A 19843-nucleotide genomic window follows, 5' to 3' on the forward strand; every position below is an offset into this window, starting at 1 on the left:
CTGCATCATGTTGCGTATCAAAACGGCTTTGCCGGTGTTGCTGTCCGGCGCAGTGCTCAGTGCCGGCGCCTTCGCCGCGCCGAGTGTTTACCCGACCGGCGTCACCCGTTATGACCCGAACAAGGCATTCAACCAATACGTGATTTTCAGCGGCGCCGACAAACAGACGCACCTGATCGACATGAATGGTAACGAGGTGAAAACCTGGTCGCAGGCGGGTTTTCCCTCCGCAATCATCGACCCGCAACTGGTCGGCGGTGAACGCGGGCATGTGCTGCTGCAACTGAGTGAAAAGGACCCCGGCAAACTTGGATCGGCCGGCAATGGTCTGGGCAATCAGAGCGTCGGTGAGCTGGACTGGAATGGCAAAGTCGTCTGGCAGTGGGGCGACAAGGCCCCCGGTGGCGCGGCGCAGCAGCACCATGATCAGCGCCGTTTGAGCAACGGCAACACTGTGGTGCTGGCGAACAAGGTGCACAAGGTCAAAGGCTTCAAAGTGCCCGAGGTGATCGACGATGCGATCTATGAAGTCAGCCCCGACGGCGCGGTGAAATGGCAGTGGCTGGCGTCGGAGCATCTGAGTGAATTCGGCTTCACCGCCGAGCAGTTGAAACTGGTGCGTGCCAGCGAAAATCCGGACTACCTGCACATCAATAACCTCAGCCTGGTCGGGCCGAACAAGTGGTTCGATGCCGGTGACAAACGCTTCAATCCGGACAACCTGCTGATCGATTCACGCAACGCCAATTTCATCGCGATCATCGATAAGAACAGCGGCAAAGTGGTTTGGCGCCTTGGCCCGAATCTGCCGCTGATCAACCCGAAAACCGCGCAGAAACTGCCGCGTCCTGTGGATCAGTTTGTCGGTCAGCATGATGCACACATCATTCCGGCCGGATTGCCCGGAGCTGGCAACTTGCTGGTGTTCGATAACCAGGGTTCGGCGGGTTATCCGAACGTCACCCTCGGGCTGATTTCCGGTTCGCGGGTATTGGAAATCGACCCGGTGAAAAACGAAATCGTCTGGCAGTACAGCGCGGCGAATTCGAAGCAGCCGGGCTGGGCGTTCTATAGTTCGTTCATCAGCAGCGCGCGGCGTTTGCCCAATGGCAACACGCTGATCGATGAGGGCATGAACGGACGGTTTTTCCAAGTGACGACCAACGGTGAAAACGTCTGGGAATACGTCAGCCCCTATCTCGGCAAAGCGCCGGGCAGCGATGCGCTCAGCAACTGGGTGTATCGGGCGCTGCCTGTGAGTTATGACTGGGTGCCAGCGGGTACGCCGCGCTCGGAGACTGCGGTCAATGCACCGGTTGTTGGCGTGCAGCAAACCAACGCCAGTCGTTAGTTGAATTGGAATTAAGGCTCGAACGAACGGCAAAGTTATGGGCGGGTTGAATGTTGCTTATTGCAATTTTGTTAGTAAGCGACGTGGACAATGATTGAATGTCGTCAAGCGATAACAACGGGATAAAAAAGCCGCCACGCCTTTATCGAGCGTAGCGGCTTTTTTGTAGCATCGAGAAAATCGCTGCTGCGATACCGGCGTTTTATTAATTCCCGGTAATTAATACACACGTTTGCGCTTTGCAGCCTTTTGCGTGACTAAGCGTCACAAATTTGATTGCCGCCTCGGGTGTCGATGTAGCGACTGTCACAGCTGACTCTTTGTAGTCCTTGGTCTGAATACGTTCGCCCGGCAACACAACTTTGCGCCACTCGTTTTGAAATACATAAAGGGGGAAGCTGGTTTTGTTGCTGATCTCCAGTTGCGCAGGCAGTGTGATCTTCGTCGCGGCCGACGCCACCGATAAGGGCGCTAGTAGTAGCGCCATGTAAATCATTGTCCGTTTGGTTAATTGCATCATTACTCTTCCTGAGTCGATTTTAAAATGCGCTGACATCTAATGCGCCCACGGCATGTCAATCAACTCGATTGTTGTAAGCAGGAATGTATGGCTGCCCCATACCTTCAGCGAATACTTTTAATGCTTGAAAAGCATGGCGTTTCGGACGCTCGGCTGCGGCCCTTGATTGGCGTGGCTTTGCGAGAAATGATCGATTCTTATATATCCTAATGATCTATTCATAACTTAAAAGATTACTTTCGGAGATAAGCGTCAAGCCCAATGATTCACCCATCGATCCGCCGTGGGGGATTCAACAAACGGTTGATCGGCAGTTTTTGTAGAGAACGCAAAAAGACCGCAGGGAGTGAATCAATGGGCAATGTCCAGACCGCCGCCAGCGCAGAGGAATTGCTGTGGCGTCAGACGCCGGGTGGCGAGTTGGTCGATCTCGGCCGGCCGCATCGTGTGCCGTTGGCGCAGCTGCGTTTGCAGCGTGCGCCCAAGGGCATTCTGAGTCGGCGTGAAACTATTCTGCTTGGCGTGCTCGCGTTAGTGGTGCATGGCGCGGTGATCTACTGGATCAGCCAGAAGCCGACGCCGGTGCTGCCGATCGTGCCACCGGAAATTCCGCCGATGACCATCGAGTTCTCGCGCCCGGCACCGCCAGCGCCACCGGTTGTCGTGCCGCCGCCACCTGCGCCTGTGGTTGAGCCGCCGCCACCGGTGGAAGACGAGCTGGCGGTAAAACCGCCGCCGCCAAAACCGGTTCCGAAACCGAAACCGGTGGTTAAACAGGCACCCAAACCAGCACCGAAAGCGGTCGAGCAACCACCGGCGCCGCCACAACCGGCAGCCCCGGTTGCAGCGCCAGCGCCACCTGCTCCTCCCGCGCCGGCACCGGTCACCCCGGCATCAGCGAATGCTGCGTACCTGAAAAACCCGGCACCGGAATACCCGTCGCTGGCTCAGCGTCGCGGTTGGGAAGGCACGGTGTTGTTACGGGTGCACGTGTTGGCCAGCGGCAAACCCGGCGAGATTCAGATTGCAAAAAGCAGTGGTCGGCAACAGCTCGACGACGCGGCACTGAACGCCGTGAAACGTTGGAGTTTCGTCCCGGCCAAGCAGGGTAATGTCGCCCAGGACGGCTGGGTCAGCGTGCCCATCGATTTCAAGATTCATTAAACCGAAACCAAATTCGCGCGAAATGTTTACACGAGGGAATACATCATGACGTTACTGGCATCTCCACTGGAATCCATCGAAAGCGCGGTGATCTGGCTGCTGGTGGTTTTTTCCGTCGCCACCTGGGGGCTGGCATTGCTCAAGGCTGTGCAGTTCGGTCGTCTGAAGGCGCAGGATCGCCGTTTTCATAAACGTTTCTGGGCGGCGTCGAGTCTGGATTCAGCCGCTGAATTGAGCGAGACCCAACCCGGCGCTGCGGCCCGGGTGGCACAGGCCGGCTACGCGGCGATTCAGGTGGGCGAGGCGCCACAGGCCAATGATTTGAGCCAGGCGATCAACCATCAGGATCGACTGGAGCGCGCCCTGCGTCAGCAAATTGTCCGCGAACGCCGTTCGCTGGAAACAGGCCTGGCAGTGGTCGCCAGTATCGGCAGTACGTCGCCGTTCATTGGTTTGTTCGGCACGGTATGGGGAATCATGGAGGCGTTGAAAGGAATCAGCGCGGCTGGCTCGGCGAGCCTGGAAACGGTGGCCGGTCCGATCGGTGCAGCACTGGTCGCCACGGGTGTGGGGATCGCCGTCGCGGTGCCGGCGGTGCTGGTTTACAACTACTTTTTGCGTCGGTTGAAACTGACCGCGGCGGATCTGGATGACTTTGCCCACGACTTCTACAGCCTGGCGCAGAAGAGCTCCTTCCGCGTGTTGATTCACCCGAGTGCGCACAAGGTTGCAGCGCAGGGCAACGCGACAAAAGTGAAGGAGGCGTCCTGATATGGCCTTCTCCACGCAAGACAGTGACGAGGTGCTCAGCGAGATCAACGTGACACCGCTGGTGGACGTGATGCTGGTGCTGCTGGTGGTGTTTATCGTCACCGCGCCGCTGCTGACCAACGCGATCCCGATCAACCTGCCGAAGACCGAAGCGGTGGCGCCGGTTGAGCAGAAGGATCCGCTGGTGGTGAGCATCGACGGCGCCGGCAAGCTGTTTATCAATAAGGACGAGATTCAGCCGGACTTGCTGGAATTCAACCTTAAGTCGGCCAAAGCCAAGGACCCGGAAGTGCGCGTGCAATTGCAGGCGGATGACGGGGTGAACTACGGCGAAGTGGCGCGAGCGATGGCTTCGATCGAGCGGGCGGGGATTACCAAATTGTCGGTGATAACTGCGCGGTAACAGGATTTACGTTTTTCCGGGGCCGTCTCCTTGGCAGGGTGCGGCCCTTTTTTTATTTCTGGCATATGGAAAAGCCCCTCACCCTAGCCCTCCCGAAACGTCGGACCGCCCAGAGGGAGAGGGGACTGATAGGGTTGTTCTCACGAATTACGCCGACCTGAAAATACCCGGTCGAACTCCAAATCTGAAAACCACATAGATCGGCTCCCTTTTCCCCCTCGCCCCCTTGGGGGAGAGGGCTGGGGTGAGGGGGAAAAGATTTCAAGCCATGCACAAATCGCATATTCATTTCAGGTCTTAATAAATAGCTTCTTATTCCTTAACGAATATAAATCCCCTCCCTATACTCGTTCAGGAACAGACACGACGCAGGAGAGCTCCCCATGCGCAACGAATCAATCCGCTACCTGATTGTGCCGGGCTGGCAAGGATCGCCAGAAGATCATTGGCAAACCCACTGGCAGAACAGCCTGCCAAACAGTGCACGGGTCGAGCAGGCCGATTGGCTGACGCCGCGCCGGGAAGACTGGGTCGCGGCGCTGGCCGAGGCGATTGCCGCCGACAGCACGCCCGTTATCCTGATCGCCCATAGCCTCGGCTGCGTCACGGTTGCCCATTGGGCGGCCACTGCGCCGCTGCAATACCTGCGTCAGGTCCGCGGCGCCTTGCTGGTCGCGCCAGCGGATGTCGAGCGTCCGGCCTGCGCGCCCGCCCTGCGCAACTTTGCACCGATTCCAACGGATCTGCTGCCGTTCCCGAGCCAGGTGGTCAGCTCCGATAACGATGCTGCCGTCAGTGCGCCGCGAGCGCTCGAACTGGCGCGCAACTGGGGCGCCGAGGCGGGGATTCTCGCCGGTGCCGGGCACATCAACGTCAAATCCGGGCATCAGCGCTGGGAGCAGGGTTTTGCCTATCTCTATCGCCTGCAAAACCGCATGGAACACCACGCCCGCCGCCGCGCCTGATTTTATTTCTTTCAACGCCCCCGTCTCCCGGCGGTTTTGGGCGGGAGTCTGCCATGAGTTTCGAAACGTTCGGTCAGCCGTTGCTGACCTTTCCCGATGCAGAAAAAAGCCCCCTGAGCATTCGCGCCAAAGCGCTGGTGTTTGTCGATCCGCGCTCGCGTCAGTTGCGCGAAGAGCTTGAGCAATTGGCACCACGATCGGTCTCGGTGTTGATCCGCGGCGAGACCGGTACCGGCAAGGAACTGCTCGCCCGGCACATCCATCGCGCCAGTGATCGCAGTGGTCTGTTCGTCTCTGTCAATTGCGGCGCCATCAGCCCGACCTACGCCGATGCAGAACTGTTCGGCTATGCCGCCGGCACCTACAGCGGTTCGGCGAGCAGTCGCGCCGGATGGTTCGGTTCGGCCAATGGCGGCACCTTGTACCTGGATGAAATCGGCGACTTGCCGCTGCCGATCCAGATCAAACTGCTGGCGGCGCTGGAAAACCACGAAGTCACCCGTGTCGGTGCGCCTCAGCCGAGCCCGGTGGATGTGCGCCTGGTCGCGGCGACCAGCATCGATCTGGCGCAAGCAGTGGACGCGGGGAAATTCCACGAGCGGCTCTATCACTACTTGAGCGAAGGGCAACTGGAGCTGCCCGCCTTGCGCGCGCGCATCGGCGACATTCTTTCGCTGGCCGAATATTTCCTCGGCATTTATAGCCAGCGCCTCGACTTGCCCGTGCCGCTGATCAGCGAAGCCGCGCAACATGTGCTCGAACAACACAGCTGGCCGGGCAACACCCGCGAGCTGGAAAACGTCATTCACTTTGCCTTGCTGGTGAGTACCGGCGACGAGATTCTCCCGGAGCACCTGAATCTGCCTGAGGTGTCTGGGCCGCAGCTGCAGATCGAACGGCTGGTTGCACAAATCAACATCGGCGGCAGCGTAGATGAGCGTAAGGCATTGAAAGATTTGCTGATTCGGTTGAGTGAGGGTTTGTAACCGTTCTGTTCAACATGAACAAAATGGAATATGAAGCTGAATAAACGTTATTGTCCGGGAATAAAAAATCCCGGTATTGTCCGCCTCACGCCAGCGATATCACTTCACTGGCACACGTATTAATGCCGTCGTCGATGACGACCGTGATTTTCGATAAGGACACTGCATGAAAAAGGTTCTGTTGTTTACCGCATTGGCGGCTGCTCTGACTGCTTCCCTGGCCAATGCTGGCGAAAAACTGGTGGTTGCCGCAACGCCGGTACCGCACGCTGAAATTCTCGAGCTGATCAAACCGACCCTGGCCAAAGAAGGCGTGGATCTGGAAATCAAGGTGTTCACCGACTACGTTCAGCCGAACGTACAAGTGGGCGAGAAGCGTCTGGACGCCAACTACTTCCAGACCAAGCCGTACCTGGACAGCTTCAACGCCGGCAAATACAAGGACGACAAGTCCAAGTACCTGGTGACCGTGCAGGGCGTGCACGTTGAACCGTTCGGTGGCTACTCGAGCAAGTACAAGACCCTGGCTGAACTGCCGGACGGCGCCACCATCGCCATCCCGAACGAAGGCAGCAACAGCGGTCGTGCGCTGATCCTGCTGCAGAAGGCGGGCCTGATCGAATTGAAAGACCCGAAAAACGCTGTGGCAACGCCGAAAGACATCGCCAAGAACCCGCACAACTTCAAGTTCAAGGAACTGGAATCGGCCCTGCTGCCACGCGTTCTGAAGGAAGTTGATCTGGACATGATCAACACCAACTACGCGCTGGAAGCCAAGTTGAACCCGACCAAGGACGCCCTGCTGATCGAAGGTGCTGACTCGCCGTACGTGAACTTCCTGGTGGCCCGTGAGGACAACAAGAACAGCGACGCCATCAAGAAACTGGCCGCTGCCCTGACCAGCCCGGAAGTCAAAGCGTTCATCGAGAAGAAGTACAACGGCGCGGTATTGCCGGCGTTCTGATCTGACGCTTGAACCACCCCCTTCAAGGTGTGAAAACGCCGATGGCCAGTGATGGTCATCGGCGTTTTTGTGTGTGCGTTGGAAAAGCCCCTCACCCTAACCCTCCCGAAACGTCGGACCGCCCAAAGGGAGAGCGGACTTATAGGGGGATGCTGTAGAGGTACGCCGACGTGATATGGCTGTAGCGAATCCATAATCGACTAGGTCTGTCAGGTCGACGCATAACGCGATACTACTCGGTCAGCCCCCTCTCCCTAAGGTCGGTCCGACGTTTCGGGAGGGCTGGGGTGAGGGGCTTTTGATTTACGCTGTGGCTTTCAACGCCCGCCTCAACGCCACCAGCAATTTCAAAATCTCCTGCGGATCCAGCCGCTGCGGCACTTTTACGTCCATGTTCTCTTCCTTGTTATGGGTTTGGCCGGGGGAGTCTGGCCAAAAGCTGTTCATCCTTGGAGGGCTTTCGTGAAAAAAAGATCCGTCCTACAGCGCAAAGGAAAATAGCCTTCTTATTCCTTCCCGGCAAACCCACAGGATAGTTTTTTGGGTGATATCAATATGCTTTAAAGGTATTTAAATTCTTGTTTTTATACCTATAAAGTCGGTGCTTGCCGGACAGCCATCCGCTGTCCATGGACTGCACCACCGTCGCTTACCGAGCGGCGTCCAGGACGTTTCATGACTTTTGATTACGCATTTATCCTCAGCACCTTGCCGGCGTTTCTCAAAGCCGTGGGCGTGACGCTGCAGGTCGGATTCATCGCCATCGGCACCTCGCTGTTGGTGGCGCTGCTCAACGCGACGATTCTGGTGTTTCGCACGCCGTACCTGCAAAAACTGGTCGGCCTGTATGTGGAACTGGCGCGCAACACACCGCTGCTGATCCAGTTGTTCTTCGTTTACTTCGCTTTGCCGACGCTGGGGATCAAAGTCTCCGGCTTCACCGCCGCGATTATCACCATGACCTTCCTCGGCGGCGCCTACCTCACCGAAGTGCTGCGCGCCGGCGTCGATGCCGTGCCGCAGGCGCAACTGGAGTCGGGGCGCTCCATCGGCCTCTCTCACGGCCAACTATTGCGCTATGTGATCCTGCCGCAAGCGGGGATCCTCAGCCTGCCGTCGCTGTTCGCCAATTTCATTTTCCTGCTCAAGGAAACCACCGTGGTCTCGGCGGTGGCGGTGCCGGAAATTCTCTACACGACCAAAAGCTACATCGCGCTTTATTACAAAACCTACGAAATGCTCGCCGTGCTGACGCTGATCTGCGTGCTGTTGTTCTTGCCGTTGTCGCTGCTGCTCAGCCGTCTGGAAAGGAGGCTCCAGCATGGCCAGTTCGGGTCTTGAGTTGCTCTGGGTGTCGTTGCCGCAATTGGCCAGGGGCGCCGGGCAAACCTTGTCGATCTCGTTTCTGAGCATCGCCATCAGCACCGTCGGTGGCGTGCTCTACGGCGTGTTGCGCACGCTCAGTGTGACGTGGCTGAACGCGATCCTGCGGGTCTATCTGGAACTGTTCCGGGCGATCCCGGTGCTGGTCTGGCTGTACCTGCTGTTCTTCGGCCTGCCGATTTTCTTTGGTCTGAGCCCGCCGAGTTTCTGGTGCGCGGTGCTGGTGCTGTCGTTGTGGGGCGCCAGCGAAGTTGGCGAAGTGGCGCGCGGTGCACTGCATTCGTTGCCGCGCGGGCAGCGTGAAGCGGGGCTGTCGATCGGTCTGAACGCCGCGCAACTCTACGGTTACGTGCTGTTGCCGCAAGCGCTTAAACGCATGACGCCGCCGACCATCAATGTCTACACGCGGATCATCAAGACCAGCTCACTGGCGGTGCTGATCGGTGTGGTTGACGTGATCAAGGTCGGCCAGCAGATCATCGAGCGCACCTACGAATCGGTGCTGATCTACGGCGCGTTGTTCCTGTTTTTCTTTTTCATCTGCTACCCGCTTTCGGCCGCCTCGCGCGTGCTGGAGCGGCGCTGGACGCAAGCATGAGCGCATTGATCGAGTTTCACGGTTTCAACAAATTCTATGGCGAACAGCAGGTGCTTAACGGCATCGACCTGCAGGTGCAGAGCGGCGAAGTGATCGTCATACTCGGCCCCAGCGGTTGCGGCAAAAGCACTTTGCTGCGGTGCCTCAACGGTCTGGAAGAGGCCCACAGCGGCAGCCTGAAATTTCTCGGACGTGAGCTGCTGGACAAGGCCACCGACTGGCGCGAGATCCGTCAGCAGATCGGCATGGTGTTCCAGAGTTATCACCTGTTCCCGCACATGAGCGTGCTCGACAACCTGCTGCTCGGTCCGCTCAAAGTGCAGAAGCGCCAGCGCCGCGAAGCGCAGCAGCAAGCCGAAGCGTTGCTCGAACGCGTTGGCCTGGCGGACAAGCGCGATGCCTTCCCGCGTCAGCTCTCCGGTGGCCAGCAACAACGCATCGCTATCGTCCGCTCGCTGTGCATGAACCCGCGCGTGATGCTCTTCGATGAAGTCACCGCCGCCCTCGATCCGGAGATGGTCAAGGAAGTCTTGCAGGTCATTCAGGGCCTGGCCCGCGAAGGCATGACTCTGCTGATCGTCACCCACGAAATGGCCTTCGCCCGCGCGGTGGCCGACCGCATCGTGTTCATGGATGCCGGGCGCATCCTTGAACAGAACCCGCCCGAGATTTTCTTTACGAACCCGCAAACCGCACGCGCGCAGCAGTTTCTGGAGAAGTTCTCCTTCGTTGCAACACTGCCAAAAACGAATCCGACAAAGGAACTGGAACTGTTATGAAAACTGCCGCTTTTTTACTGCCCTTGCTCAGCCTTGCACTGCTTGCCGGTTGCAGCAAAACCGAAGAACCGCCAAAGCCGAAGGTTGCCAGCGAAAGCACCGCGCCGGCCGGTTATCTGGACAAGATCAAGGCCCGCGACAAACTGATCGTTGGCGTCTTTACGGATAAACCGCCATTCGGTTTTGTCGACGAAGCCGGGCGCTACGTCGGCTTCGACACCGACATCGGTCGACGTTTCGCCAAGGATCTGCTCGGCGATGAAAACAAGGTCGAGTTCGTGGCCGTCGAGCCGGCGAGCCGTATTCCGTTCCTGCAAAGCGACAAGGTCGACCTGATCCTTGCCAACATGACCGTGACCCCGGAGCGCAAGGAAGCGGTGGAATTCACCAACCCGAACCTCAAGGTTGCAGTGCAGGCGCTGGTGCCGCAGAGCAGCGCGGTGAAAAACCTTGATGACCTGGCGACCCGCACCACCATCGTCACTACCGGCACCACTGCCGATATTTGGCTGACCAAGAATCACCCGGACTGGAAACTGCTGAAATTCGAGAAAAACTCCGAGTCGCTGCAAGCCCTGGCCAATGGTCGTGGCGATGCTTATGCACAGGACAACCTGGTGCTGTTCAGCTGGGCCAAGCAGAACCCGGGCTATCGCGTGCTGGATGACAAATTGGGTGCAGAAGCACCGATTGCTCCGGCGGTGAAGAAGGGCAATATCGAGCTGCGTGACTGGGTGAATACCGAGCTGACCAAGCTGGGTGAGGAAAAGTATCTGCTCAAGCTGTATGACCAATACGTGCGCAAAGAGCTGAGCGATGACACCAAGCCTGAGAGCGTGATTGTTGAAGGCGGCAAGTGGCAGGGGTGATTGCCTGAACTGATCGTTCCCATGCTCCGCGTGGGAATGCCTCTGGGGACGCTCCGCGTCCAGTGACGCGGAGCGTCACGGGCTGCATTCCCACGCAGAGCGTGGGAACGATCAGTGGGCCGTCAGTCAGGCCAGTTCCACGCCGGCTCATCCAGCACCCGCTGCCCGACAATTCCGGTCTGCCCGAGGGTTTTCTCCAGCACGATGCAATTGCACTCCGGGTCTTCCTGCAACGCCGAAATCAACCGCCGCGCATGGGACACCACCCACACCTGACAGTCCTCCGAGGCCCGAATGATCAACCGCGCCAATGCCGGCAAAAGATCCGGGTGCAGGCTGGTTTCCGGTTCGTTGAGCACCATCAACGAGGGCGGCCGAGGCGTCAGCAAAGCTGCAATCAGCAGCAGATAACGCAACGTGCCGTCCGACAACTCGGCGGCGGACAGCGGTCGCAGCAACCCTTCCTGATAAAACTCGATAGCAAAGCGTCCACCGGCCAATGGCTCGATGTTCAGTCGCGCGCCGGGAAACGCATCGCTGACCGCCGTCTGCAAAGCCTCGGGATTGCCAATTTCAATGATGGTCTGCAAGGCCGCCGCCAGATCGCGACCATCGTGATGCAGCACCGGCGTGCGCGTGCCCAGTTGCGGCTGGCGCACTGGTGCATCGGCATCGCTGCGAAAGTGATCGTAGAAGCGCCAGCGGCGAATGAACTCGCGCATCTGGAAGACTTCCGGCGAATTGCGCAGGCTGCCGACCTGATCGAACAGGCTGTCGAAATTCGGTGTGTGTTGCGCCAGCACATCCCAGCTGCGCTCGGCGCGTGCGCGGATCATCGGACCGTCACGATCCACCAGCAGGCTGGCGGGACGGTAAAGTGCGCCGGCCCAGATGCATTCGCGCTTGATCTGCGGGTCGAGGCTGAAGCGCGAAGGGATCGGCCGCGAATGCTCGGGTAGCATGAAGTGCCCGTTGGAATCGGGCAGGCCGAGGCTGATCGAATAGCTGAAATCTTCCCCGGCAAACCCCAGGCGCAAACGCTTCACGCCTTGGCGCACGGTCGGCTCGATGGCTACTTCGCCGTTGCGCATGCGCCGGCTGATGGTCTCCGGCCCGGCCCAGAACGTCGAATCCAGCCCGCCCTCGCGGGCCAGCGCATTGACCACGCCGCCCTGCGCGGTCTCGGCCAGCAGGCGCAAGGCACGGTAGAGGTTGGACTTGCCACTGCCGTTGGGGCCGGTGATCAGGTTCAGCCGACCCAGCGGGATCACCAATTTATTGATCGAGCGGTAATTGGCCACCGCGAGGGTCTTGAGCATGAAATTCCTTCTCTTGAGGCGACCATTGTAGGAGCTGCCGCAGGCTGCGATCTTTTGATCTTGAGCTTTAAAAGCAAAGATCGCAGCCTGCGGCAGCTCCTACAGGGGAAATGTGCTGGTTCGCGCGAGCGAACGTTGAACCCTGTTCTAAGCTCACAGTCGTATCGTCACTTGCACGTTCGTACACAGGAAGGAGTCTGCATGGCGAGTCCCGGTTTGAAAACAGCGGTCGTGCTGAGTCTGCTCACTTTGGTGACCGCTTGCGGCGAGAAAAAAGCCCCCTCGGAGTACCTGCCACGGGTTTTTGTACAAGAGGTCAAACCCGCGGACTACGCGGCAGCCGTGACCCTCACCGGTGACGTGCAGGCGCGCGTGCAGACTGAGTTGTCGTTTCGCGTTGGCGGCAAGATCATCCAGCGTATGGTCGATGTCGGTGATCGCGTGACCGCCAGACAAGTACTGGCCAAACTCGACCCCAAGGATTTGCAGACCAACGTCGACTCCGCCCAGGCCCAAGTCGTCGCCGAACAGGCGCGGGTCACGCAGACTGCGGCGGCGTTCGTGCGCCAGCAAAAACTGTTGCCCAAGGGTTACACCAGTCAGAGCGAATATGATTCCGCGCAGGCGGCGTTGCGCAGCAGCCAGAGCGCGTTGAGCGCGGCGCAGGCGCAACTGGCCAATGCCAAGGATCAACTGAGTTACACCTCGTTGATTGCCGACGCCCCCGGGATCATCACCGAGCGCCAGGCCGAGGTCGGCCAAGTGGTGCAGGCCACGGCGCCGATGTTCAAACTGGCCCGTGACGGTGACCGCGACGCAGTCTTCAACGTGTACGAATCGCTGCTGGCCGAGCGGCCTACGGATAACAAAATCACCGTCAGCCTGCTCGACAATCCCAATATCAAAACCACCGGCACCGTGCGAGAAGTCACCCCGGCGGTGTCGGCGCAGTCCGGCACCGTGCAAGTCAAAGTCACCCTCGACAAACTGCCGCCGGGCATGCAGCTCGGCTCGGTGGTCAGCGCCACCGCCAAAGGCAGCGGCAAATCGGCGGTCGAGCTGCCATGGTCGGCGCTGACCAAAAACGTCAGCGACCCGGCCGTGTGGATGGTCGATGAGCAGGGGCTGGCGCAATTGCACAGCGTTACGGTCGGCCGTTACCTGACCGGCAAAGTGATCATCAGCGAAGGCCTCAAGGGCGGCGAAAAAGTCATCGTCGCTGGCGGGCAGTTATTGCACCCGGGCATGAAAGTCGAGATTGCCGAAAACACCTACAAAGACCTGCAACCGGGAGCTCAGCCATGAAGCCTCTATGGCTGTTAGCCGTTGCAGTGTCGTTGGTCGCGTGCTCGAAGAAAGAACCGCCGCTCGAGCCTGTGCGCCCTGTGCTGTCGATCAAGGTTCAGGCGCTGAACGAGGAAACCCTCGGGCGTTTCGCCGGCAGCATTCAGGCGCGCTACGAGAGCAACACCGGCTTCCGTGTCGGCGGGCGCATCGCCAGTCGTAACGTCGATGTCGGTACCGAGGTCGATAAAGGCACGTTGCTCGCCACCCTCGACCCTTCCGACCAGCAGAACCAATTACGCTCGGCCCAAGGCGATCTGGCCAAGGTTCAGGCGCAACTGATCAATGCCCAGGCCAATGCCCGGCGTCAGCAGGCCCTGTTTGATCGCGGGGTCGGCGCGCAGGCGCAACTGGACATCGCCACCACGGATCTGAAAACCACCCAGGCCTCGCTGGAGCAGGCGCGGGCGGCGGTCAACCAGAGCAAGGATCAACTTGGCTATACCGAGCTGCGCTCTGACCACAAAGCCGTGGTCACCGCGTGGAATGCCGAAGCCGGGCAAGTGGTCACCGCCGGCCAGCAGGTGGTGACGCTGGCACAACCGGACATCAAGGAAGCGGTGATCGATCTGCCCGACACCCTCGTTGACCAGATCCCCCGTGACGTGGTGTTTCTGGTCGCTGCGCAACTCGATCCGAGCATCAACACCACGGCGGTCATCCGCGAAATCGAACCGCAGGCACAAAGCGCGACGCGCACCCGGCGTGCGCGCCTGACCCTGGCGGATACGCCGCCGGGGTTTCGCCTCGGCACGGCGATCAGCGTGACCCTCAGTTCGGCGATCAAGCCACGGCTCGAATTGCCCGCGACAGCGTTGCAAGAGGTCGATGGCAAAACGCGGATCTGGGTGATCGACACCCCAAGCAAAACCGTCAACCCGCGCGACGTCAACGTCGTCAGCCGCAGCGACAGCACGGTGGTGCTGGCCGGAGGCGTGAAAAATGGCGAGCGCGTGGTCAGTGCCGGCGTCAACAGCCTCAAACCCGGACAATCCGTGAAACTTGACGAGGACAGTCAATGAAAGGCTCTTTCAACCTCTCCGAATGGGCCCTCAAGCATCAGTCGTTCGTCTGGTATCTGATGTTCGTTGCCCTGCTGATGGGCGTCTTTTCCTATTTCAATCTGGGCCGTGAAGAAGACCCGTCATTCACCATCAAGACCATGGTGATCCAGAGCAAATGGCCGGGCGCGACCCAGGAAGAAACCCTCAAGCAGGTCACCGACCGCATCGAGAAAAAACTCGAAGAACTCGACTCGCTCGACTACGTGAAAAGCTACACGCGCCCAGGCGAGTCGACGGTGTACGTGTACCTGCGCGACACCACCAGTGCCAAGGACATCCCGCAAATCTGGTATCAGGTGCGCAAGAAGATCGATGACATTCGTGGGCAGTTTCCCCAGGGGATTCAAGGGCCGGGATTCAACGATGAGTTCGGTGACGTCTACGGCTCGGTGTATGCGTTTACTGCCGACGGCCTGACCATGCGCCAGTTGCGCGATTACGTGGAACAGGCGCGGGCCGAGATCCGCAATGTGCCCGGTCTGGGCAAGATCGAGATGGTCGGCCAGCAGGACGAAGTGATTTACCTGAACTTCTCCACGCGCAAACTGGCGGCGCTGGGCATTGATCAGCGCCAAGTGGTGCAGAGCCTGCAATCGCAGAACGCGGTGACGCCGGCCGGGGTGATCGAGGCCGGGCCGGAGCGCATTTCCGTGCGCACCTCCGGGCAGTTCGCTTCGGAGAAGGATCTGGCCGAGGTCAATCTCAAACTCAATGACCGCTTCTATCGTCTGGCCGATATCGCCGACATCAGCCGTGGTTACGTCGACCCGGCCACCCCGGAGTTCCGCTTCGACGGCAAACCGGCCATCGGTCTGGCGATTGCCATGCAAAAGGGCGGCAACGTTCAGGAGTTCGGTAAAGCCCTGCATGCGCGTATCGACCAGCTCACCGCCGATCTGCCGGTAGGCGTCGGCGTGCACACGGTGTCCGATCAGGCCGTGGTGGTGGAAGAGGCCGTTGGCGGCTTCACCAGTGCCTTGTTCGAAGCGGTGATCATCGTCCTGGTGGTGAGCTTCATCAGCCTTGGCGTGCGCGCCGGTCTGGTGGTGGCGTGCTCGATTCCGCTGGTGCTGGCGATGGTGTTTGTGTTCATGGAATACAGCGGCATCACCATGCAGCGGATTTCCCTGGGTGCGCTGATCATCGCCCTCGGCCTGTTGGTCGACGACGCGATGATCACCGTGGAAATGATGGTCACGCGCCTGGAAATGGGCGAGACCCGGGAGCAGGCGGCGACGTTCGCCTACACCTCGACGGCGTTCCCGATGCTCACCGGTACGCTGGTGACCGTGGCCGGTTTCGTCCCTATCGGCCTCAACGCCAGTTCTGCCGGTGAGTACACCTTCACCCTGTTCGCGGTGATTGCGGTGGCGATGCTGGTGTCGTGGGTGGTGGCGGTGTTCTTTGCGCCGGTGATCGGCGTGCACATTCTCAGCGCCAACGTGAAACCCCATGCCGCCGAGCCCGGCCGCGTCGGTCGTGCGTTCAACCATGGTTTGTTGTGGTCGATGCGCAACCGCTGGTGGGCGATCGGCATTACGGTTGTGTGCTTTGTGCTGGCGGTGTTTTGCATGCGTTTTGTGCAGAACCAGTTCTTCCCGTCCTCGGATCGCCCGGAAATTCTGGTCGACCTCAACCTGCCGCAAAACGCCTCTATCGATGAAACCCGCAAGGCCGTCGACAAGCTTGAAGAATCGCTCAAGGGTGACCCGGACATCGTGCGCTGGAGCACTTACATCGGTCAGGGCGCGATCCGTTTCTACCTGCCTCTCGACCAACAATTGCAGAATCCGTACTACGCGCAACTGGTCATCGTCAGCAAAGACTTCGAGGCCCGCGAAGCGTTGAGCCAGCGTCTGCGTGAGCGTTTGCACAAAGATTTCGTCGGCATCGGCAGTTACGTGCAGGCGCTGGAAATGGGCCCGCCGGTGGGGCGCCCGATCCAGTACCGGGTCAGCGGCAAGGACATCGATCAGGTGCGCAAGCACGCCATCGACCTCGCCACCGAACTGGACAAGAACCCGCACATCGGCGAGATCATTTACGACTGGAACGAGCCGGGCAAAGTCCTGCGCATCGACATCGCCCAGGACAAGGCGCGCCAGCTCGGGCTGTCGTCCGAAGACGTGGCGAACCTGATGAACAGCATTGTCAGCGGCTCGCCGTTGACCCAGGTCGATGACGATATCTATCTGATCAACGTCGTCGGTCGCGCAGTGGATTCCGAACGCGGTACGCCGGAAACCCTGCAAAACCTGCAAATCGTCACGCCCGGCGGTACGTCGATTCCGCTGCTGGCGTTCGCTACCGTGCGTTATGAACTGGAGCAACCGCTGGTGTGGCGTCGCGACCGCTTGCCGACCATCACCATCAAGGCCTCGGTGCGCGACGAGATCCAGCCGACCGACCTGGTGAAACTGTTGAAGCCGTCCATCGATGCGTTCGCCGAAAAACTGCCGGTCGGCTACAAAGTCGCCACCGGCGGTACGGTCGAGGAGAGCGGCAAAGCCCAAGGGCCGATTGCCAAGGTGCTGCCGTTGATGTTGTTTCTGATGGCGACGTTCCTGATGATCCAGCTGCACAGTGTGCAGAAGATGTTCCTGGTGGCCAGTGTCGCGCCGCTGGGCCTGATCGGCGTGGTGCTGGCGCTGGTGCCGACCGGGACGCCGATGGGCTTCGTGGCGATCCTCGGGATTCTGGCGCTGATCGGCATCATCATCCGCAACTCGGTGATCCTCGTGACGCAGATCGATGAGTTCGAGCAGAAGGGCTACGCGCCGTGGGACGCGGTGGTGGAAGCCACCGAGCATCGACGCCGACCGATTCTGCTGACCGCCGCGGCAGCCAGCATGGGCATGATCCCGATTGCTCGCGAAGTGTTCTGGGGCCCGATGGCCTACGCGATGATCGGTGGGATCGTGATCGCGACGTTGCTGACGCTGCTGTTTCTGCCGGCGCTGTATGTGGCCTGGTACAAGATTCGCGAGCCGAAGAAAGACTCATCGTCAGCGAGCCACTGATTGCTCCCGTTACACCTTTGGGAACGGTCTGACTTACAACCCCGGTCGATTGCGTTACCGTCCTTCCTCCGTTTGGAGGAGGGACGCCCGATGTCGACTGTCGCTTGCTGGCTGCGCCAACTGCTGCTGATACTCGGCCTGGGCCTGTCGCCCTCTTCGCTGGCCGAGACATTTTTGCAGAATGCGCTGTGGCGGGTGCAGATCGACCCTGCGACCCTCGCAGTGCAAGTCACCGCGGCCAACGGCGCGACCGTGCAGGCCTCGGCAGGTGCTGCAGCACACAAGGTCAGTCACCTGATTCAGCGTGGCAGCCATCTCGAGTGGCAATGGGACGATGGCGCCTGGCGTCTCAGTGTTGATCTCGATCAGCGTGATCTGTCCTTCTCGATCAGCGCCCGTGAACCCGGCGAGCTTGAGTTCTTGCACCAGCCTGGCAGTGCCATGGGCAAAGGCCTGATCTGGCCCATGGCCGAAGGGCATTACGTGCCGCGTGGCGATCCGGTCTGGCGGGCGTTTCTGTTGCATCAGGGGCCGCTCAACAGCACCCAGGATCTGAGCCTGCCGCTGTGGGGTGTCGAGCACGACGGGTTCAGTCTCAACTGGTTGCTGAGCAATCCCTACAACAATCAACTGCTGTTCAGCGCTGATGGCGACACGCTGGCGTTGTCGGCGCGGCATCGATTTACCTCACTCACGCCTTCGACGCCGCTGACGTTCAGCCTGTTTCTGGGGGAAGCCGAACCGTTGGCGGGCGCCAAACGCTACCGGCAATGGCTGATCGATAAGGGCCGTTACGAAACCCTTGCCGGCAAGCTCGAGAAAACTCCGCAGGCCGCCAGGCTGCTGGGCGCCAGCCATGTCTACCTGTGGGGCAACGATCTGCTGGGGCAAAAAGACGTGCAAAACTGGCCGGCGCTGCTCGGCAAGTTGCGCGGCCAGAGCGCTCTGGTCAGTGCGCTGCGTGCTGGCATGGATCGTGAAGCCTCACAACTGTTGGCCAGCGAAACAGCGCTCAATCGCTACCAGCAAAGCGTTTTGTTGCGTGGCCTCAACCGTGCGCTGAACACTCAGGCGCGTAAAACCTGGCAAGCGCGCGCCGTGCCGGACGTACAGGCATTGGTCAACGGTTACGCAGCGCTGCGCAGGGAACTGGCTGAGCAGTTCGCCGGCGCCTTGACTGCCGACCCCGAGCGCTGGGGAGGCAGCTTGTCGCTCGACACGATTGAGCGCTTGCAGAACGCCGGGTTGTCACGCTTGTGGCTGGGGCTCGGTGAAGGCTGGGAGGGTGGACTCTGGCACCCGGAGGCGGGTCGCGCGGGCGTGAAGGCGGGGTATCTGCTCGCGCCATATGACTCTTACGAAACAGCGCTGAGCCGGGACGAGAACCCGGACTGGACCACCGCGCATCTGGGCGACAGGGCCTACGTCGAGTGCGCCATCGTGCTGGAAAACGGTGTGATGAAGAGTGGTTTTCAGCAGTCGGGACACTACACCGACCCACGTTGCGTACGTCCGTTGCTGGAAGAGCGGGTCAAGGCCATCAGCACCGCCAGCGGTTTCAACAGCTGGTTTCTCGATGCCTACGCCACGGGCATGTTGTTCGACAGCTATCGTCCCGCCCGACCGATGACCCAGGCGCAAAATGCCGAGGGTAATGTGGCGGCGTCACGCTGGATCAACGAAGTGCTGCAACTGCCCAGCGGCTCTGAAGACGGCAACGCTACGACGGCGCAAGGCGTGCTGTTCGCCCATGGCATGCAGACGCCCGTCATCGGCTGGGGCGACGTTGATATGAGCAAAAACGTAGATTCCGAATACTTCGTCGGCAAATGGTATCCGCCCGAGCAGCCGGCCGTGTTCTTCAAGCCTGTGCCGATGAAAGAGCCGTACCGGCGAATTCACTTTGATCCGGCCAGCCGTTTACCGTTGTACCAGGCGGTGTTTCACGGATCGCTGATCACCACCCATCACTGGCTGTACGACAGTCTCAAACTGAGCAATGTACGGGCGCAGAACGAACTGACTCAGTTGCTCTACAACGTGCCGCCGCTCTATCACCTGAGTGCGGCGACACTGGCGCAACGCCTGCCGTTGATTGCGCGTCAGGATGCGTTCTTCCGCCCGCTGCATGAGCGCCTGGCCACTCAGGCACTGACCGGTTTCAAGTGGCTGAGCGAGGATCGACGGGTGCAGCAGACGTCCTTTGCAGACGGCACCCGGCTGCTGGCCAATTTCGATCAGGCTGCGCGTGCAGTGCTCGGCCAGACGTTGCCCGGTGAGAGCATCACGGTACTGACGCCCGACGGGTCCGTCAGCCACTACCGGGTGCAAGCTTCGCCCTGA

Annotated in this window: 17 protein-coding genes; 15 read left to right on the top strand and 2 right to left on the bottom strand. The window is 59.8% G+C overall.

Features of this window, described 5'->3' with window-relative positions:
• The first annotated feature begins 7 nt into the window (after window positions 1-7).
• Window positions 8-1351: an aryl-sulfate sulfotransferase gene (locus P3G59_RS01145; protein ID WP_277760127.1), complete on the top strand. Its 1344-nt coding sequence runs from the start codon at window positions 8-10 to the stop codon at window positions 1349-1351.
• Between the two features lie 205 nt (window positions 1352-1556).
• Here the strand turns inward: P3G59_RS01145 and P3G59_RS01150 are convergent, their stop codons facing one another.
• Window positions 1557-1871, bottom strand: coding sequence for a hypothetical protein (locus tag P3G59_RS01150; protein ID WP_016985138.1), 315 nt, complete (start codon window positions 1869-1871; stop codon window positions 1557-1559).
• Window positions 1872-2225: 354 nt separating this feature from the next.
• On the opposite strand from P3G59_RS01150, the gene P3G59_RS01155 reads away from it, so the two are divergent.
• From P3G59_RS01155 to P3G59_RS01200, 10 genes are all read left to right on the top strand, one after another.
• Window positions 2226-3035, top strand: a complete 810-nt coding sequence (locus tag P3G59_RS01155) for an energy transducer TonB (RefSeq protein ID WP_277760128.1) — start codon at window positions 2226-2228, stop codon at window positions 3033-3035.
• A 45-nt stretch (window positions 3036-3080) separates the two neighbouring features.
• On the top strand, window positions 3081-3806 hold the full coding sequence (locus tag P3G59_RS01160; protein ID WP_277760129.1) for a MotA/TolQ/ExbB proton channel family protein: 726 nt from the start codon (window positions 3081-3083) through the stop codon (window positions 3804-3806).
• Between the two features lies 1 nt (window position 3807).
• Window positions 3808-4209: a biopolymer transporter ExbD gene (locus P3G59_RS01165; protein ID WP_003220570.1), complete on the top strand. Its 402-nt coding sequence runs from the start codon at window positions 3808-3810 to the stop codon at window positions 4207-4209.
• Between the two features lie 383 nt (window positions 4210-4592).
• Window positions 4593-5174 (top strand): alpha/beta hydrolase, encoded by a 582-nt coding sequence (locus P3G59_RS01170; RefSeq protein ID WP_277760130.1) that lies wholly within the window; start codon window positions 4593-4595, stop codon window positions 5172-5174.
• 53 nt (window positions 5175-5227) lie between these two features.
• Window positions 5228-6160 carry a sigma 54-interacting transcriptional regulator gene (locus P3G59_RS01175; protein WP_277760131.1) on the top strand — a complete coding sequence of 311 codons (933 nt, stop codon included), beginning with the start codon at window positions 5228-5230 and terminating at the stop codon, window positions 6158-6160.
• Window positions 6161-6326: 166 nt separating this feature from the next.
• Window positions 6327-7124 carry a MetQ/NlpA family ABC transporter substrate-binding protein gene (locus P3G59_RS01180; protein ID WP_277760132.1) on the top strand — a complete coding sequence of 266 codons (798 nt, stop codon included), beginning with the start codon at window positions 6327-6329 and terminating at the stop codon, window positions 7122-7124.
• Between the two features lie 675 nt (window positions 7125-7799).
• The gene (locus tag P3G59_RS01185) at window positions 7800-8465 is read left to right on the top strand and encodes an amino acid ABC transporter permease (protein WP_277760133.1); all 666 of its coding nucleotides are present in this window, start codon (window positions 7800-7802) and stop codon (window positions 8463-8465) included.
• Window positions 8446-9105 (top strand): amino acid ABC transporter permease, encoded by a 660-nt coding sequence (locus P3G59_RS01190; protein ID WP_277760134.1) that lies wholly within the window; start codon window positions 8446-8448, stop codon window positions 9103-9105. The genes P3G59_RS01185 and P3G59_RS01190 overlap by 20 nt, the downstream gene beginning before the upstream one ends.
• Window positions 9102-9884: an amino acid ABC transporter ATP-binding protein gene (locus P3G59_RS01195; RefSeq protein WP_102899624.1), complete on the top strand. Its 783-nt coding sequence runs from the start codon at window positions 9102-9104 to the stop codon at window positions 9882-9884. The genes P3G59_RS01190 and P3G59_RS01195 overlap by 4 nt, the downstream gene beginning before the upstream one ends.
• Entirely contained in the window at window positions 9881-10753 is an 873-nt protein-coding gene (locus tag P3G59_RS01200; RefSeq protein WP_277760135.1) for a transporter substrate-binding domain-containing protein, read from the top strand. The genes P3G59_RS01195 and P3G59_RS01200 overlap by 4 nt, the downstream gene beginning before the upstream one ends.
• Before the next feature lie 122 nt (window positions 10754-10875).
• On the opposite strand, the gene P3G59_RS01205 is transcribed toward P3G59_RS01200, so the two are convergent.
• On the bottom strand, window positions 10876-12072 hold the full coding sequence (locus P3G59_RS01205; RefSeq protein ID WP_277760137.1) for an AAA family ATPase: 1197 nt from the start codon (window positions 12070-12072) through the stop codon (window positions 10876-10878).
• Window positions 12073-12273: 201 nt separating this feature from the next.
• Between P3G59_RS01205 and P3G59_RS01210 the strand changes: the two genes are divergently transcribed.
• The 4 genes from P3G59_RS01210 to P3G59_RS01225 all read left to right on the top strand — a co-directional run bounded on the left by P3G59_RS01210 (window position 12274) and on the right by P3G59_RS01225 (window position 19843).
• Complete coding sequence (locus P3G59_RS01210; RefSeq protein WP_277760138.1) at window positions 12274-13377, top strand: efflux RND transporter periplasmic adaptor subunit; 1104 nt, start codon at window positions 12274-12276, stop codon at window positions 13375-13377.
• On the top strand, window positions 13374-14438 hold the full coding sequence (locus P3G59_RS01215) for an efflux RND transporter periplasmic adaptor subunit (RefSeq protein WP_277760139.1): 1065 nt from the start codon (window positions 13374-13376) through the stop codon (window positions 14436-14438). The genes P3G59_RS01210 and P3G59_RS01215 overlap by 4 nt, the downstream gene beginning before the upstream one ends.
• A complete protein-coding gene (locus P3G59_RS01220) occupies window positions 14435-17500 on the top strand; it encodes an efflux RND transporter permease subunit (RefSeq protein WP_277760140.1) in 3066 nt (1021 codons plus the stop codon). The genes P3G59_RS01215 and P3G59_RS01220 overlap by 4 nt, the downstream gene beginning before the upstream one ends.
• A gap of 90 nt (window positions 17501-17590) precedes the next feature.
• Entirely contained in the window at window positions 17591-19843 is a 2253-nt protein-coding gene (locus P3G59_RS01225; RefSeq protein ID WP_277760141.1) for a glycoside hydrolase, read from the top strand.

This window comes from Pseudomonas sp. A34-9 (assembly GCF_029543085.1).
Classification (GTDB): Bacteria; Pseudomonadota; Gammaproteobacteria; order Pseudomonadales; family Pseudomonadaceae; genus Aquipseudomonas.